General features: G+C 38.6%; 17 protein-coding genes. 6 read left to right on the top strand and 11 right to left on the bottom strand.

Features of this window, described 5'->3' with window-relative positions:
• Nucleotides 1-150 precede the first annotated feature (150 nt).
• Nucleotides 151-681, top strand: coding sequence for a dihydroxyacetone kinase transcriptional activator DhaS (gene dhaS / locus N8M16_RS00665; protein WP_070527476.1), 531 nt, complete (start codon nt 151-153; stop codon nt 679-681).
• Nucleotides 678-1,667 (top strand): DhaKLM operon coactivator DhaQ, encoded by a 990-nt coding sequence (dhaQ, locus tag N8M16_RS00660; protein WP_261056055.1) that lies wholly within the window; start codon nt 678-680, stop codon nt 1,665-1,667. Before dhaS ends, dhaQ begins: the two co-directional genes overlap by 4 nt.
• 97 nt (nt 1,668-1,764) lie before the next feature.
• Here the strand turns inward: dhaQ and N8M16_RS00655 are convergent, their stop codons facing one another.
• The 4 genes from N8M16_RS00655 to N8M16_RS00640 form a co-directional block, all read right to left on the bottom strand.
• On the bottom strand, nt 1,765-2,304 hold the full coding sequence (locus N8M16_RS00655) for a ClbS/DfsB family four-helix bundle protein (protein WP_261069450.1): 540 nt from the start codon (nt 2,302-2,304) through the stop codon (nt 1,765-1,767).
• A gap of 57 nt (nt 2,305-2,361) precedes the next feature.
• On the bottom strand, nt 2,362-2,856 hold the full coding sequence (locus tag N8M16_RS00650; protein WP_049546639.1) for a YkgJ family cysteine cluster protein: 495 nt from the start codon (nt 2,854-2,856) through the stop codon (nt 2,362-2,364).
• A 133-nt stretch (nt 2,857-2,989) separates the two neighbouring features.
• Nucleotides 2,990-4,723, bottom strand: coding sequence for a phosphoenolpyruvate--protein phosphotransferase (gene ptsP / locus N8M16_RS00645; RefSeq protein ID WP_261069449.1), 1,734 nt, complete (start codon nt 4,721-4,723; stop codon nt 2,990-2,992).
• Nucleotides 4,724-4,728: 5 nt separating this feature from the next.
• Complete coding sequence (locus N8M16_RS00640; protein WP_000146947.1) at nt 4,729-4,992, bottom strand: phosphocarrier protein HPr; 264 nt, start codon at nt 4,990-4,992, stop codon at nt 4,729-4,731.
• Between the two features lie 350 nt (nt 4,993-5,342).
• Between N8M16_RS00640 and nrdH the strand changes: the two genes are divergently transcribed.
• The 4 genes from nrdH (at nt 5,343) to N8M16_RS00620 (ending at nt 9,869) form a co-directional block, all read left to right on the top strand.
• A complete protein-coding gene (nrdH, locus tag N8M16_RS00635; protein ID WP_000259240.1) occupies nt 5,343-5,561 on the top strand; it encodes a glutaredoxin-like protein NrdH in 219 nt (72 codons plus the stop codon).
• Between the two features lie 80 nt (nt 5,562-5,641).
• Complete coding sequence (gene nrdE, locus N8M16_RS00630) at nt 5,642-7,801, top strand: class 1b ribonucleoside-diphosphate reductase subunit alpha (RefSeq protein WP_004254513.1); 2,160 nt, start codon at nt 5,642-5,644, stop codon at nt 7,799-7,801.
• A 195-nt stretch (nt 7,802-7,996) separates the two neighbouring features.
• The gene (nrdF, locus tag N8M16_RS00625; RefSeq protein WP_000451386.1) at nt 7,997-8,959 is read left to right on the top strand and encodes a class 1b ribonucleoside-diphosphate reductase subunit beta; all 963 of its coding nucleotides are present in this window, start codon (nt 7,997-7,999) and stop codon (nt 8,957-8,959) included.
• Nucleotides 8,960-9,101: 142 nt separating this feature from the next.
• On the top strand, nt 9,102-9,869 hold the full coding sequence (locus N8M16_RS00620; protein ID WP_049516646.1) for a DeoR/GlpR family DNA-binding transcription regulator: 768 nt from the start codon (nt 9,102-9,104) through the stop codon (nt 9,867-9,869).
• Between the two features lie 104 nt (nt 9,870-9,973).
• Here the strand turns inward: N8M16_RS00620 and N8M16_RS00615 are convergent, their stop codons facing one another.
• The 7 genes from N8M16_RS00615 to N8M16_RS00585 all read right to left on the bottom strand — a co-directional run bounded on the left by N8M16_RS00615 (nt 9,974) and on the right by N8M16_RS00585 (nt 17,043).
• Nucleotides 9,974-10,231 (bottom strand): DUF3884 family protein, encoded by a 258-nt coding sequence (locus tag N8M16_RS00615; RefSeq protein WP_080713123.1) that lies wholly within the window; start codon nt 10,229-10,231, stop codon nt 9,974-9,976.
• A gap of 41 nt (nt 10,232-10,272) precedes the next feature.
• A complete protein-coding gene (lacG, locus tag N8M16_RS00610) occupies nt 10,273-11,679 on the bottom strand; it encodes a 6-phospho-beta-galactosidase (RefSeq protein ID WP_261069448.1) in 1,407 nt (468 codons plus the stop codon).
• Between the two features lie 338 nt (nt 11,680-12,017).
• Complete coding sequence (locus tag N8M16_RS00605) at nt 12,018-13,709, bottom strand: lactose-specific PTS transporter subunit EIIC (protein ID WP_060628410.1); 1,692 nt, start codon at nt 13,707-13,709, stop codon at nt 12,018-12,020.
• Entirely contained in the window at nt 13,709-14,026 is a 318-nt protein-coding gene (locus N8M16_RS00600; protein WP_001078320.1) for a PTS lactose/cellobiose transporter subunit IIA, read from the bottom strand. Before N8M16_RS00600 ends, N8M16_RS00605 begins: the two co-directional genes overlap by 1 nt.
• A 35-nt stretch (nt 14,027-14,061) precedes the next feature.
• Entirely contained in the window at nt 14,062-14,898 is an 837-nt protein-coding gene (locus N8M16_RS00595; RefSeq protein ID WP_261069447.1) for a PRD domain-containing protein, read from the bottom strand.
• A 233-nt stretch (nt 14,899-15,131) separates the two neighbouring features.
• A complete protein-coding gene (lacD, locus tag N8M16_RS00590; RefSeq protein WP_001229114.1) occupies nt 15,132-16,112 on the bottom strand; it encodes a tagatose-bisphosphate aldolase in 981 nt (326 codons plus the stop codon).
• Nucleotide 16,113: 1 nt separating this feature from the next.
• On the bottom strand, nt 16,114-17,043 hold the full coding sequence (locus N8M16_RS00585; protein ID WP_153219469.1) for a tagatose-6-phosphate kinase: 930 nt from the start codon (nt 17,041-17,043) through the stop codon (nt 16,114-16,116).
• Between the last annotated feature and the right edge of the window lie 10 nt (nt 17,044-17,053).

The raw sequence follows: 17,053 nt of genomic DNA, 5'->3' as shown, positions 1-17,053 counted from the left end.
AAACTCCTTTCGGCATGTATCTTTGTTTTCGCTTTCATTATATATTTTTTATTGCTAGCTGATAAGGGACAGATTCTATTATTTGTCCCCTTTTAAACCCGTTTAAAACATTTTTTTGGTAAAATGAAGTAAGTAAAAGAAAGGCTTCCTATGGCATCATCACTCATTACAAAAAAACGAATTGCCAAGGCATTTAGAGACCTATTAGCTACTAGAGAATTTGATAAAATCTCTATTGTAGATATCATGGAATCAGCTGGCATTCGTAGACAGACCTTTTACAATCACTTTCTTGACAAATATGAACTGCTAGACTGGATATTTGAAAATGACTTAACCGAGTATATCACCAATAACTTGGACTTCATTTCAGGCCAAAAACTATTACAAGAATTATTTTTTTATTTCGAACAAGAGCGTGACTTTTATATTCAACTTTTTGATATTCAAGGGCAAAATAACTTCTATGACCAATTTATCAGCTACTGTCGCTTGCTTGTATCAAAAATTTTAAGAGAATACGGTCAGATTGATATCGATTCATCTGCTTATACTTGCTTTTTGTTAGACTATCATTCACATGCTCTAGCAGAAATCGTGAAGGCTTACGTCAATAAAAAAAGTCCAGTTCCACAACCAGACTTTCTAATCATGACAATTATTGGAAAGAGACCACAATGACATTTATTTCAAATCATAAACAGAAAATTATTTCAAGTTACATTTCGGCAACTGTCAGCAGTCATCCTGAATTAGAAAAACACCCTACTTTACCACTAGTCTATCAAAAAAATCGTAATCCTCATCAGGTTCCAATATTGGCGGGTGGAGGTTCAGGACACGAACCTGCTCATATTGGATATGTGGGAAAAGGAATGCTTACCGCTGCTATCTATGGCCAATTATTTACTCCTCCTACAAGAACTGAAATCTTAGAGTCCATTCGTTTTTTAAACAATGGTCACGGTGTCTTCATCATTGTAAAAAATTTCGAAGCAGACATCAAAGAATTTAGCTCGGCCATTAATACTGCTAGACAAGAAGGAATTAAGGTCGGCTATAGTCTAGCACACGACGATATTTCTATTGAACCTCACAATAGATTTCAAATTAGAGGAAGAGGACTTGCAGGGACTATTTTACTTCATAAAGTTCTAGGATATGCAGCTCAAAATGGTGCCGACATCGAGCAACTAACTGATTTAGGTCATCAACTTGCTCCCGAAATCGCAACAATTGGCTTTGCAACGAAATCGGCTAGTCTCCCCCAAGCCACCCTTCCACTATTTAACTTAGAAGAAGGAAATATTTCTTATGGTATTGGCATACATGGCGAAGAAGGCTATCGTATCGTCCCATTCCAATCATCGGAAATCCTGGCAAATGAAATTATAAGTAAATTAAGATTGCACTATCATTGGAAAAAGGGTGATCAATTTATATTGCTTGTAAATAATCTAGGCACTACCAGCAACTTAGAAATGGGCATATTTATCAATGATATCCTTCAACTCTTAGAAATTGAAGGAGTCACTATTACCTTTATAAAATCAGGAACATTTATGACCAGTCTAGATATGGCAGGTATATCCGTAACTCTTTGCCCCGTAAAAAATAAACAGTGGTTAGAAGCGCTCAATGCTCCAACGACAGCTTTTGCATGGTAATTTGCTTGTATAACTCAAAAGGGCTACATCACTTGATGGCCCTTTGTTTTTATCTTACGTTTAAAAGAACTCATTCTTGACATTTCAAATAGGCCATCTATCCCTTACAATTCTTCCGATGAGCTTTGAGTTTTTTCAGAGCCCAATCATAGTGGCTTGACGTACTACTGACAAAGTAGGAACCTAGACTTGTCCCTCCCGTCCACTTATAGATACCTTTGGTAAAGAGTTCATCATTGCTAAAAACTTCTATCAACTCTAAAACCTCCCTATGTGATTGTTCTAGGAGTCTAGTCGCTTCTTCTAAGGAGGTTTTCTGGTGCTTATTCCAAAAAGCGACATTCATTTCTCCATAAGTTTTCCAATTATAAGGTTCAGGGAGAAAAGGTCTTTCTTGACCTTCTTGATTAGAATGTACCCAAGTCAAAAGTAACTGCTGCCATTCATAAAGATGGATCAAGACATCCCGTAGATTTTTATCCCTTTTCCAGTGAGCTTCTTTTTTCTTTAGGTCTCTTGAAAAATCAAATGGAGTCTGTAGCTCATCTTCACTTAATTGAGAGATGAAGAGGTTAAGCTTTTCATAATTTTCCTTAGAGGCCAGCATTAGCTCCTCTTTTGTTTTCGGTCTATGCACAGGAGTACTCCTTTCATATCTCTAGTTATTATTAGAAATTTTTTATCCTTTAAATCTCTATAACTTATCCTTTAATTTCTCAACAAAGAGATAGGCTGCTGGACAGGTCAAAGTATTCTTAATCGTCAAATGGTTGATTTGATGAATTTTTTTACGGTCCGTATGGGGGAACTCTCGGCATGCCTTTGGACGAACTTCATAGATGGAACAGAGATTATCTCCTCCTAAAAAGGGACAAGGCATGGATTTAAAAACCTTATCACCATCTTCATCTACCTGCAGAAACTCCGCTTCAAAAGCTGGTAATTTCATCTTAAAATACTTGGCGATTCGTGTAATATCCGCTTCTTTAAAGTCCGGTCCCAATGTCTTACAACAATTGGCACAGGCCGTGCAATCAATTTCCTCAAAGACTTCTTGGTGAATCTGCTGGGCTATCTTGTCTAGGTTTTTAGGAGGTTTTTTCTTTAGATTGGCTAAAACTTTACGGTGTTCCTTCTGCTTTTGCATGGCTAGCTGGTGGTAATACTCAATATCAATTTCTTTAGACATGATTTCTCTCTTATTCTATTTGTTTCCCCCTATTATATCATGCCTCTGACTCATTGAAAAGTGAACTTTACAAGACTACACTATTCCCGAATGTATCAAAAAACCTTGCAACTAGGTTACAAGGTTAATCACATTAATCGAAGTTAACGTATTCTTTTTGAAGTTCAAGAACTTCTTCCATTGTTGAACACTCTGTAAGGGCACGGTTAGCGTACTCTTCCATCTTAGCAGTGTCCAATTTCTTCATCAAGCTACGTGTACGAAGGACTGATGTTGCTGACATAGAGAACTCATCCAAGCCCATTCCGACAAGAAGTGGAACAGCTTTTTGGTCACCAGCCATCTCACCACACATACCAGCCCATTTACCTTCAGCGTGAGCTGCCTTGATAACGTTGTTGATCAAGCGAAGGATTGATGGGTTATATGGTTGGTAAAGGTATGAAACTTGCTCGTTCATACGGTCTGCTGCCATTGAGTATTGGATCAAGTCGTTTGTTCCAATTGACATGAAGTCTACTTCTTTTGCAAATTGGTCTGCAAGCATTGCTGCTGCAGGGATTTCAATCATGATACCAACTTGGATGTCATCCGCAACTGCAACACCTTCAGCAAGAAGATTTGCTTTTTCTTCTTCATAAACTGCTTTAGCTGCACGGAATTCTTTCAAAAGGGCAACCATTGGGAACATGATACGCAATTGACCATGAACAGAAGCACGAAGAAGGGCACGGATTTGTGTACGGAACATTGCATCTCCAGTTTCAGAAATAGAGATACGAAGGGCACGGAATCCAAGGAATGGGTTCATTTCGTGTGGCATATCGAAGTAAGGAAGTTCCTTATCTCCACCAATATCCATTGTACGAACAACCACTGGTTTACCATTCATTCCCTCAAGAACAGCCTTGTATGCTTCATACTGCTCGTCTTCTGTTGGGAAATCTTGAGAATCCATGTACAAGAACTCTGTACGGTAAAGTCCAACAGCTTCTGCACCGTTGTTGTTCACACCTTCAACGTCTTTTGGAGTACCGATGTTAGCAGCCAACTCGAAGTGTTTACCGTCAGCAGTCACTGTTTGAGCATCTTTCAAAAGTGCCCATTCAGCTTTTTGTTTAGCATAAGCTTCACCAGCTACTTTAAATTCTGCCGCTTGTTCATCTGTTGGGTTGATAATGACTTCACCAGTAATTCCGTTAACGGCAAGGATATCACCGTCTTTCACCACTTCAGTGATGTTATTTGTTCCCAATACAGCTGCAATTTCAAGTGTACGTGCCATGATAGCTGAGTGGCTTGTACGTCCACCGATGTTTGTTACAAAAGCTTTTACAAAGTTTTTGTCCAATTGAGCTGTATCAGATGGTGTCAAGTCATGCGCAATGACGATTACTTCTTCATTGATAGAAGCTGGGTTTGGCAATTTCTTACCAAGAAGATTTGCCAATACACGTTTTGTCACGTCGCGGATATCCGCTGCACGTTCTTGCATATATGGGTTGTCTTCCATGCCTTCAAAGATAGTGATGAACATGTCAGTCACTTCTTTAAGACCTGCTTCAGCATTGACTTTCTTAGCACGGATTGTTTCTTTAATCTGACCAATCAATTCTGGGTCAGCAAGAACCATCAAATGAGCGTCAAAAACTTGAGCCGCTTCTTCACCAAGCGTACCTACAGCTTTCTCACGGATAAGAGAAAGCTCGTTTTGAGAAGCTTCAAGAGCTACATCCAAACGAGCCTCTTCTGCGTTTGTATCTTCGACTGAAACAGTCTCGAATGACAAATCCGGTTGAACGAGTAGATATGCTTTTGCAACTGCAACACCATCAGATGCTGCGATTCCTTTAAGCATTTCTGTCATTTTCCTTATGCCAATCCTTCTTTTTCCATTGTTTCTGAGATTGCAGCGATAGCGTCATCTGCATCTGCACCTTCAGCTGAGATAGTTACATCAGCACCTTGGCCAACACCAAGACTCATAACACCCATGATTGATTTAAGGTTAACTGATTTACCTTTGTACTCAAGAGTGATATCTGAAGCAAATTTGCTTGCAGTTTGTACCAACAATGTTGCTGGACGTGCGTGAATACCTGTTTCTGCCACTACGTGGAAATCTTTAGAAGCCATAGTTTGACTCTCCTTTTGTTCTTTCTTTTTTGAGTTATATGTGATAACCCTTACAATTTGGTATTATACCATCTTCTAGGATTTTTTTCAAGCATTTTATGGGATTTATTCGATTTCCTTTCAGATAACTTGCTGAAAATCTTCTATTCTAGATAACAAAACACAGGATATAGTTTTCCAAAAAACTACTTCTAGGATAATTATCACTATTTCATAAAACAAACACTACATATTGTGTTTTGCAACCTTTAGTAGAAAAATAGACCACTATATTTAGTTTCAAATCATTGACAAAAATTTATTTTCTGATATACTAAGAAAGTAATCTATTTTGAAAGAGGAGTTACACAATGGTAACCGTTTATTCTAAAAACAACTGTGTCCAATGTAAGATGACTAAACGTTTCTTGGACAGTAATAATGTCGCTTATCGTGAAATCAATCTTGATGAGCAACCTGAGTACATCGATCAAGTTAAAGAGCTCGGTTTCAGCGCAGCTCCTGTTATCCAAACACCAACTGAAGTCTTTTCAGGTTTCCAACCAGGAAAACTGAAACAATTAGCATAATCTTAGTACATCATCCAGAAGAAACTGCTTCTAGGGCTAACTTAGAAGCCTTTCTTTTGTAATTAGATAAGGGAAATTTTATGGGATTAAAACATCTTGAAGACGTGACTTACTTCCGTCTCAATAACGAAATCAACCGTCCTGTCAATGGACAAATCATGCTTCATAAAGATAAGGAAGCCTTGGATGCCTTCTTTAAAGAAAATGTAGTTCCAAACACTATGGTTTTTGATTCAATCAAAGATAAAATCAACTACCTCATTGAACACAACTACATCGAAACAGCCTTTATCAAGAAATACCGTCCAGAGTTTTTGGAAGAATTGTCTCAATTTATCAAAGACCAAAACTTCCAATTCAAGTCTTTCATGGCAGCTTATAAATTTTACAATCAATATGCTTTGAAAACTAACGACGGTGAATATTATCTTGAAAGCATGGAAGACCGCGTCTTCTTTAACGCCCTTTATTTCGCTGATGGGAATGAAGCTATTGCCATCGATATTGCCAATGAAATCATCCACCAACGCTACCAACCAGCTACTCCTTCCTTCTTGAATGCTGGACGTGCTCGTCGTGGAGAATTAGTATCATGTTTCCTGATCCAAGTAACTGATGATATGAACTCTATCGGACGTTCTATCAACTCAGCTCTTCAACTTTCACGTATCGGTGGTGGTGTGGGAATTACCCTCAGCAACCTTCGTGAAGCTGGTGCACCTATCAAAGGCTATGAAGGAGCAGCTTCTGGGGTCGTTCCAGTTATGAAACTTTTCGAAGATAGCTTCTCTTACTCAAACCAATTGGGTCAACGTCAAGGTGCCGGTGTTGTCTACCTCAACGTCTTCCACCCAGATATTATCGCCTTCCTTTCAACTAAGAAAGAAAACGCCGATGAAAAAGTTCGTGTAAAGACCCTTTCACTTGGTGTTGTAGTACCCGATAAATTCTACGAATTAGCACGTAAAAATGAAGAAATGTACCTCTTCAGTCCTTACTCTGTAGAACTTGAATACGGTGTACCATTCAACTACATCGACATCACTGAGAAATACGATGAACTAGTCGCAAATCCAAATATCCGCAAGACAAAAATCAAGGCGCGTGATTTGGAAACTGAAATCTCTAAATTGCAACAAGAATCTGGCTACCCTTATGTAGTCAACATCGACACAGCTAACCGTGCAAATCCTGTTGATGGTAAGATTATCATGAGTAACTTGTGTTCTGAAATTCTTCAAGTCCAAGAACCAAGCTTGATCAACGATGCTCAAGAATTCCTTCAAATGGGAACAGATGTTTCATGTAACCTTGGTTCAACCAACGTGGTTAACATGATGACTTCACCTGACTTTGGTCGTTCTATCCGTGCTATGGTTCGTGCCCTTACTTTCGTTACAGATAGTTCACACATCGTAGCTGTTCCTACCATCGACCACGGAAATAGCCAAGCTCATACCTTTGGTCTCGGTGCAATGGGACTTCACAGCTACCTTGCCCAACAACTGATTGAGTATGGATCACCTGAGTCTGTTGAGTTTACAAGCATCTACTTTATGCTTATGAACTACTGGACCTTGGTTGAGTCAAACAATATCGCGCGTGAACGTGGTATCACCTTCCACAACTTTGAAAAATCAGACTATGCTAACGGAAGCTACTTCGACAAGTATGTAACTGGCGAATTTGTTCCAAAATCAGACCGTGTTAAAGAACTCTTCAAAGATGTCTTTATCCCAAGTGCTGCTGACTGGGCTGAACTTCGTGACAAGGTTCAAGCAGATGGTCTTTACCACCAAAACCGGCTTGCTGTAGCGCCAAATGGTTCTATCAGTTACATCAATGATGTTTCTGCTTCTATCCACCCGATTACGCAACGTATCGAAGAACGTCAAGAAAAGAAAATCGGTAAAATCTACTACCCTGCTGCTGGCTTGTCAACAGAAACCATTCCTTACTACACTTCTGCTTACGACATGGATATGCGTAAAGTGATTGATGTCTATGCTGCTGCAACTGAGCACGTGGACCAAGGACTTTCACTCACACTCTTCATGCGTAGTGACATTCCAAAAGGACTTTACGAATGGAAGAAAGAAAACAAACAAACGACACGTGACTTGTCAATCCTTCGTAACTATGCCTTTAACAAGGGTATCAAGTCTATCTACTACGTCCGTACCTTTACAGATGATGGTGGAGAAGTCGGTGCCAACCAATGTGAAAGCTGTGTGATTTAATCTTTGCTTGAGGGAACTACATTTTCTCAGATAAGTGATTCATTCACCCTGCTAAACTAAACTGGAATAAGCACCTATACTATGGAAAAACACAAAAGTCGGACTTCCGACTTTTTGTGCGAAACTACTCTAGGATTATGATAAAATAGAAGTAATTGTGAGTTCGCAATACTAAACACAGAAAGAGATTTCAAAATGGAAACTTACTACAAAGCCATTAACTGGAATGCCATCGAAGATGTCATCGACAAATCAACTTGGGAAAAACTGACGGAGCAATTCTGGCTCGATACACGTATTCCTTTGTCAAATGACTTGGATGACTGGAGAAAGCTATCAAATGTAGAAAAAGACTTGGTTGGGAAAGTCTTTGGTGGTTTAACACTTCTCGATACTATGCAATCTGAAACTGGGGTTCAAGCCCTTCGCGCGGACATCCGTACACCACATGAGGAAGCTGTTTTCAATAACATCCAATTTATGGAATCTGTTCACGCTAAATCTTACTCATCAATCTTTTCTACCTTGAATACTAAGGCTGAGATTGAAGAAATTTTCGAATGGACTAACACCAATCCTTACCTACAAAAAAAGGCTGAGATTGTCAACGAAATCTACCTAAACGGTAGCCCACTTGAAAAGAAAGTTGCTAGTGTCTTCCTTGAAACCTTCCTCTTCTACTCAGGTTTCTTCACTCCCCTCTACTATCTCGGTAACAACAAACTGGCCAACGTCGCTGAAATCATTAAATTGATTATTCGTGATGAATCTGTTCACGGAACCTACATTGGTTATAAATTCCAACTTGGTTTCAATGAATTACCTGAAGAAGAGCAAGAAAAACTCAAAGAATGGATGTACGATCTGCTATACACTCTCTACGAGAATGAAGAAGGTTATACAGAGAGCCTCTATGACGGTGTTGGTTGGACTGAAGAAGTCAAAACCTTCCTTCGCTACAATGCTAACAAGGCACTCATGAACCTGGGACAAGATCCACTCTTCCCAGATTCAGCTGATGATGTCAACCCAATCGTTATGAACGGTATTTCAACAGGAACTTCTAACCACGACTTCTTCTCTCAAGTCGGAAATGGTTACCTTCTTGGTGAAGTTGAAGCTATGCAAGACGATGACTACAACTACGGTTTGGACTAATTCAATTATCCCAGAACTGATAACAAATATCATGGCTTGTTTAAAACAACCATGATATTTTTGTTTTTGTTTTCTTTTGTTTTTTAAATTGATTGATTGAATACTTTATGATAAAATAGTAATAGAAATAGAGGTGATAACGATGTTAAAGCAAGAAAAACTAGATAATATTCTAGAAACGGTAAATACAAAGGGAACTATTACTGTAAAAGAAATCATGACTCGCTTGGATGTGTCAGATATGACTGCTAGACGCTACTTGCAAGAGTTGGCAGACAAGGATCTACTTGTTCGAGTACACGGGGGAGCTGAGAAAATTCGCACAGGTTCTATTTTAAATAATGAACGTTCCAATATCGAAAAACAAAGCTTACAAATCGCAGAAAAACAAGAAATTAGCCGTTTTGCAGGCCATTTAATTGATGAGGGTGAAACTATTTTTATCGGCCCTGGTACGACCTTAGAATCTTTTGCCCGTGAACTTCCAATTGATAATATTCGTGTTGTAACAAACAGTTTACCAGTCTTTCTCATCTTAAACGAACGAAAACTAACAGATTTGATTTTAATCGGTGGAAACTACCGCTCTATCACTGGAGCCTTTGTGGGAACACTAACCTTGCAAAACTTAGCCAATCTTCAATTTTCTAAAGCTTTCGTTAGCTGTAATGGTATTCAGGACAATGCGATTGCGACCTTTAGTGAAGAGGAAGGTGAATCTCAACGCATCGCCCTCAATAATTCCAATAAAAAATACTTACTAGCTGACCATAGTAAGTTCAATAAATTTGATTTCTATACCTTCTACAATATCTCTGATATTGATATCATCGTTTCAGATTCTAAACTGAGCAAAGAAACGTTTGAACAACTTTCAAAACAAACAAAAATTATTCTTTCTAAACCATAAAACTGAGGATTGATAAAATATAAAATGCGTCATATCAAGAAAATAAGAATCTTGATATGACGCATTTTTTGATGAAGATTTTTACAAAGAGTTTCCTAGATTCTTTATGATTGTTGAAACGGCATAAAATCTGAATCAAAGGAGATATTATCCCGTTCTTCAGGACTGATAAAATTTAAAAAGATATTTTTAAATTCTTCTAGCTCATAGTCTGAATGGCAAATCCATTCTTTACCGGTAGAGACATACCATTTCCCAAGATTTTTCAGCTCCTCATTCGTCAAACACGGTATTTGAGAACATTTTTCGAAATTTATAATATAAACTTTTTCATAAATAGATTGGATAAAATCTTTGAACATCTTTTGCCTCACTAGAATTCTATATCTAATTACTGATTCTACTACTCAATCACTTGAGTTTCCGCTACTTTCTTGTACCAGTGAGCTGATTTCTTAGGATAACGTTCTTGAGTTTCAAAGTCTACATAGAAGAGACCGTAACGTTTTTCATAACCGTTTGACCAAGAGAAGACATCCATTAATGACCAAATGAAGTAACCTTTTACATTAGCTCCATCTGCAATAGCATCAGATAACACTTCCAAGTGTTGTTTGACATAATCAATACGACCATCATCGTAAACAGTGTTATCGACGAACTCATCTTTATAACCAAGTCCATTTTCAGTGATGTAAATCTTCTTGTAATTAGGATAATCTTTCTTCACTCGCATGATTTGATCATACAAACCTTGAGGATAGATAATCCAATCCCAGTCTGTACGTGGCACATAATCTGGAGCTACACGACGACCAACACCTTTAATTTGGTATTTAGAGCTTCCTTTTTCACCCTTACCATTATGGATGATTTCAGTTTCGCCATCAAAGGCTTCCATCCAGTCACTCATATAGTAATTGATTCCAAGGAAGTCATTCAAGTCTTTTGCGGCTTCTAATACTTCGAAATCTTCTTCACGAAGATCTAAGCTACCACCATTGACTGATAAGATATGGTTGACACCTTCCATCGTTTCAGCTGAATAGTGTCCAAGATAAGTTGCATCCAAGATAAATTTATTGTGAATAATATCTTCCAACTCAGCTGAACGAACATCTGCTGGATTTTTGGGATCCAGAGGATATTTAGTAGGCAGTGCGTGAACAACACCAATTTCACCTTTATAACCTTTATCTTTATATAGCTTGACTGCACGCGCATGAGAAACCATCATATTGTGGTGCGATTGGAAAACTTTGGCAAGGTCGTACTGAATACCTGGAGGGAATTTTCCAACCAAGTATTGACCATCACCAATTGGCCCAATTTCATTAAAGGTTGTCCAATAGTTTACTTCTGGAAATTCTTCAAAACAGAAGGCAGCGTAGTCGACAAAGTGTTCAATGTTTTCACGGTTTAAGAAGTCTCCATTTGAATGTAGAGCTTCTGGCGTATCAAAGTGATGAAGAGTTACAAAGGGCTCAACATGACGTTTGTGGCACTCTGCAAATAAATTATGATAAAACTCGACACCTTTCTGATTTACTTGACCGTAACCGGTTGGGAAAATACGTGACCAGGCAATAGAAATTCGAATACCATTGACACCATACTCTTCTGCCAACTTGAGGTCAACTGGATATCGATTGTAAAAATCACTGGCTGGTTCTGCAGTGTACCAGTAATTATCTTCAAGATATTTATCCCACGCTACTGGTCCTTTACCATCAGTATGTGTAGCACCTTCTGCTTGATAGGCAGCTGTTGCGCCACCAAAAATAAAGTCTTTTGGTAATGTTTTTGTCATTTTTTTCACCTATTTCTTGATTTAAATAAAGTAAAAGTGAGAGGAGAGGAGTCAGTGAGCCATCCTTCTCCATCTCACTTCTTCTACCAAGTCACCGAATTGTGACATGAGGAGGTAAAAACGCTGTCTTTTTACCGACGAATTAATAAGGCGATTAGGAAATTCGCCATAGCGATTTCCGTAACGAGAGGAAACTATTTCAGAGTCCCTATTATTAATCGAATTGTGACATGAGAGGGTAAAAACGATATCTTTTTACCGACGAATTAACAAGGCGATTAGGAAATTCGCCATAGCGATTTCCGTAACGAGAGGAGACTATTTCACAGTCCCTATCGTTAATCGAATTGAGCTTGTACAAATGCAAGAGCACCTTTTCCATCACGAGTTAATTTGATGTATTGAGCTCCCTCTGTTTTCGCAAGTTTAATATCGAGTTTATCTGTTTCTGCTTTCATGTCTTCAAAGTTTGAAGCAACTTGAGGGGCAAGGATAACCAAATCAAACTCTGGTAACATTTCACGGTGAGCACCATAACCACCTGCTGCTGCTTTCACAGGAACATTGTATTCTGCAGCTGCCTTATTCAAAGCATTTGCAAGAAGTCCACTTGTCCCTCCACCTGCACAGAGAACGAGGACATTTGTTTCTTCAGTGATTGTATTTTGTGCTGCTTCTACACCAGCTTTTTCAAGAATAGCATCTGCTTTTGCAGTGTTGAAGTTTGCAGCAACTTTTTCTTTCAATTCATCATTAGACTTACCTGAACGTTCTTCTTCAAGAATTTGTTCATCATAGACTTTAAGGAATGGATAGTAAATAACTACGTCAACCACGATTAGAAGGGCAGCAAGAATGAATGATAGAACTTGGAAGTTAGTACCAAGAACTAGACCTAGTGGAGCTGGAGTTGTCCATGGTAGATTAGCAGTAAATGAGTTCATTCCAAGAGTTTCAATAAAGAATTTAAAGATCCAAACGTTTGCGATAGGAGCAAAGATAAATGGAATGAAGAAGATTGGATTCAAAACAAGAGGTGCACCAAACAAGATTGGTTCATTTACACCGAAGAATGTAGGAACTACTGAAGCGCGTCCGATTGCACGGTTACGTTTAGATTTTGTTAACCACATGAACATGAATGGAACAACCAGTGTCGCACCAGTACCACCCATGGTAACGATAAACATTTGTGTACCAGAAGTAAGAATCTTATCAGCGTGCATACCTTGTTGGAGAAGGTTCAAGTTGACTTCGGCATTGGCATAGGTAATTGCTGCGATAGCAGGTTCAACAATAGATGGACCATGGATACCAACAAACCAGAAGAAGGCAAAGGCACCAAAGATAATCGTAATACCTAGATAACCATCAGCAGCAGAGAATAATGGTGCAAAGAATTTACCGATTGATTCTGCTACGCTTGCACCAACAAAATGACGAGCTAGTAAATCAAGAGCATAAAGTGAAACAACTGAGAGAGTGAATGGAATCACATCTTTAAAGACTTGTGAGATATTTGGTGGAACTTCGTCAGGCATACGAATAGTGACGTTGTTCTTAACACAAACCTTATAGATTGCTACAGTAACAAAGGCAGCAAGGAAGGCTGAAAGCAAACCTTTTGTCCCCAAGAATCCAGTAGCAAGACCATTTTCGATAGGATCAGCTGCCAACATCAACAAACCAACAATAGCTGCTAACAGTGTTGACATATAGTTGATTTGATTGGTTTTCTCCATGCTACGGTTTACTGAGTCGGTCAATGACTTAGCTGTTGTACCAGCTACCAAGAGAGCTAGAATACCCATAGAATAGCTGTAAGGTTTCATAAGAAAGGCTACAACTTCATCAGACCATTTAAAGCCCCATGAGTTTGGTACAAAGGCAATCAAGATAAAAATACTTGAGAAGAGAATAACAGGCATACCTGCAATGAAACCATCACGAATAGCACGAAGATAGATATTACGAGATAATTTCTCAAAGAAAGGTTTTCCTTTCTCGATAAATGCAATTAGTTTATTCATTATTTAACTCCTCTCTTGTACAGTTCAATTAAATGGTGCATCAAATCTTTTAATAAGATAGTTGTCATCAAGTGGTCTTGGCCATGCATCATGGTTACACTATAGGCTAAGTCCTCACCAGAAGCTTCCTTAGCCAATAGACTTGTTTGCGCGTGGTGAGCCTCTGCAATGCAAGAACCAGCTTCCTCAACTAAGCTATCTGCTTTCGCAAAATCACCAGCTTCAGCAGCCTTTAAAGCTTCCAATAGTTTTGAACGAGCATCGCCAGCATAGGCTACGATTTCAAAACCTAACAATGTTACTTCTTCTCTATTCATGATAGAATTCTCCTTATGTATTTTTAATTAAATTTTTATGACAATAAACGTTGGATATGTAGAACTAGATAAACTCGTTCACTTTTATACAAATCAAGACCCGTATGTTGCGTAATCACATCATAAATCTTGGAACCAATCTCGAACGCTTTTGGATAGGATTGTTTGATATGATCTTCCATATCCAGAAGCGATTGGTTATCATCCCTAGATCTGTCTAAATAATCCAAGAAATAATTCAAATGAATCATAAAGCGATCATAGAAATGGTTATTCTCTTTAGTTCGTTGAATTGCATAGTCCGTTAGAACTTCTTCAACATTCCTGAGAATTTCTTTCCTCTTATCAATCGACTCCACAAGTTCCACTTCATTTTCACCTTCGGCATTAATGAAATGATAAGCAATCCGAATAATTTCGTCCTCAGGAAAATGATCTGCTAGCTTCTGGCGGTAAATTTCAAATGCTTCATTTGCGATTTGAAAAGCGACAGGATACTTAGTGGAAATATCTGGCAGATTACTATCCTTGTACCTTCCTTGTGCTAGAGCTTGATAAGAACAGTAAATATGATCTGTCAAGGTTACGTAGAGATACTCTTGAATCGGATAATGATATTTCTTTGATAGCTTATCAATGATTTCATAAGTCACTGTGATAAAATCAAGCGGAACATCTTTGAGGAGAGCCATAAAGTTTTCTCTCGACTCTTCGGTCTTCATCCGAAAGATTTTCTCAACCTGATGTTCAGCAATCAAATCCCCCTTCTTCTTTCCAAATGCAATCCCCTTACCAATCACAATCACTTCTTCTCCTTTATCATTTCTGACAAGCGAGACATTGTGATTCATTGAATTTAGAATTCGATACATGTCAACCTCCTTTTATATCTTAAAGGTATATTAGTACAAAAAATGACCACAAATGAACTAGAAAATCAGCCGATTTCTAATTCACCTGTGATCATGCCTAATATTACTTAGTAACACTCACCTTGTATTAACTTGTGATTTAAGTATAGCACAAGTAAGTTATTTTGTAAACCTTTACATACAACTTTTTTAAAAATTTTTTAGATTCATGTTCCTAACCCAGGAGGACTTGCTTACACGCGTTCTTTCCATGAAGTCGCTGTTGTTTGAAGAACTTTGTTGAGTTCGTCAATGTTTTCAAATCCAGTTGTACGAAGCCATTCGCGAGCTGCTGCTTCACCATCTTTGATGTAAGCTTCAACTGATCCAGCCCATGTTGCACGGCCACAAAGAACTCCATTAAAGTTTGCACCTGATTCATGAGCAAATACAAGAGTATCTTGGAAGAGTTTAGCTGATACACCAGCACTCAAGTAGATGTATGGCAAGTTAGTTGCTTCATCTTGTGCTTTGAAGAAGGCTGCTGCTTCTTCACGTGTATAAACTACTTCACCTTCAGCAAAGCCTTCAACATATTTAATGTTAACAGGAACTTCTACTTTCAAGACATCAATGTTAAAGCGTGGGTCTGAGAAGACTTTCATAGCACCAATAACTTTGTGTGGTTTTACTTTCGCGTATTCTACAGAACCTGCGTCCGCAATTTTTTCATCGTAAGCAAGGATTTCAAGGAAGAATGGGATATCTTCAGCCACACACTCAGAACCGATGCGTTCGATATAAGCTTGTTTTTCTTGGTTGAGTTCGTCTGAGCTATCTACGTCATAGTAAAGCAAGAATTTAACTGCATCTGCACCTTCTTCTTTGATACGTTTTGCAGACCAAACATCCAAGCAGTCTGGCAAGCGTTTTGTGCTTGTTGTGTCATAACCTGTTTTTTCATAAGCAAGGAGAAGACCAGCTTTTTCATCAAGAGCTTTAGTTGCTGGAAGTCCATATTCAGGATCAAGAAGCATAGATGAAGCGTATTTAGTCAATTCATCTGCTACCAAAACTTTAAGTTCTTCCATTTGAGCCACAGTTGGTTCTTCTGTTTGGTGTTGAGCCATGAGGCGTTTCAACGCACCACGTTGGTCAAATGCAAGAGCTGAGATGATTCCATTTTCATCAGAAAGTTTTTCTAAGCGTGCACGTTTTTGTTCTGTTAAAGCCATTTTATACCTCTTTTACTATTAATTGATCATATAGAGCTTGATAGTTGGCCATGTTGATATGACCAGTCATTTTTTCTTGAGCATTGAGCATACCAAGGACATTTGCCTTGATGAGTAATTCTGCATCCGATTCTTTATGAAGTAAACCTGAAGAAATTCCTGCCACAGTAGAATCTCCAGATCCAACAGGGTTGACTACCTGAATTCTAGGAATATCTACCTTGTAGAAAGTGTCACCATGTTTGGCAAAAGCACCGTTGGCACCAAGTGAAACGATAATCCATTCAATACCTGCAAACAAAGGTTCTTGAAGGACTTCTTTTAATTCATCCAAATCCTCAGAAACTTCTCTTCCAAGAAGCTGAGATAATTCCTCATTATTTGGTTTGATGACTGTTGGTTTATGTGGTGATTCAAGAACCGCCTGAAGTGCCGCACCAGAGCAGTCCAAAACAACAGGCTTGCCAGCTTGATTAGCAAGTTCTACCAAGCTCGCATAGTAATCAACTGGAAGACCAGCTGGCAGACTACCTGAGATGGCTACTACTTCAACTGAGCCCAAGAGTTTTTTGAAATGTTCCAAAAAGTCTTGACCTTCCTGTTCCAATACTTCAGGACCTTTTTCAAGAACTTCTGTTTGGTTATCTCCGTGAAGAATAGCGATACAGTTCCGAGTTTCTCCCTGAATTGAGAAGAAATCTTTCTTTACTTGATCATCGATATTTTCAACCAAAAACTCACCAAGTTTACCACCCACTAAACCAGTAGCAAGAACAGAATCCCCAAATTCTGAAAGTACTCGGGTAACATTGAGTCCCTTACCACCAGCCGTTTTGGTTACATCCACCACACGATTGACAGTATCAATCTTCAACTCATCCAAGGGATAGGAAATATCAATGGATGGGTTCATTGTGACTGTTAAAATCATAGGTCACCTC

The sequence above is a fragment of the Streptococcus mitis genome (genome assembly GCF_946188375.1).
Classification (GTDB): domain Bacteria; phylum Bacillota; class Bacilli; order Lactobacillales; family Streptococcaceae; genus Streptococcus; species Streptococcus mitis_CX.
Note: the sequence above shows the minus strand (reverse complement) of the source record. Positions and strands in the feature narration are given on the sequence as shown.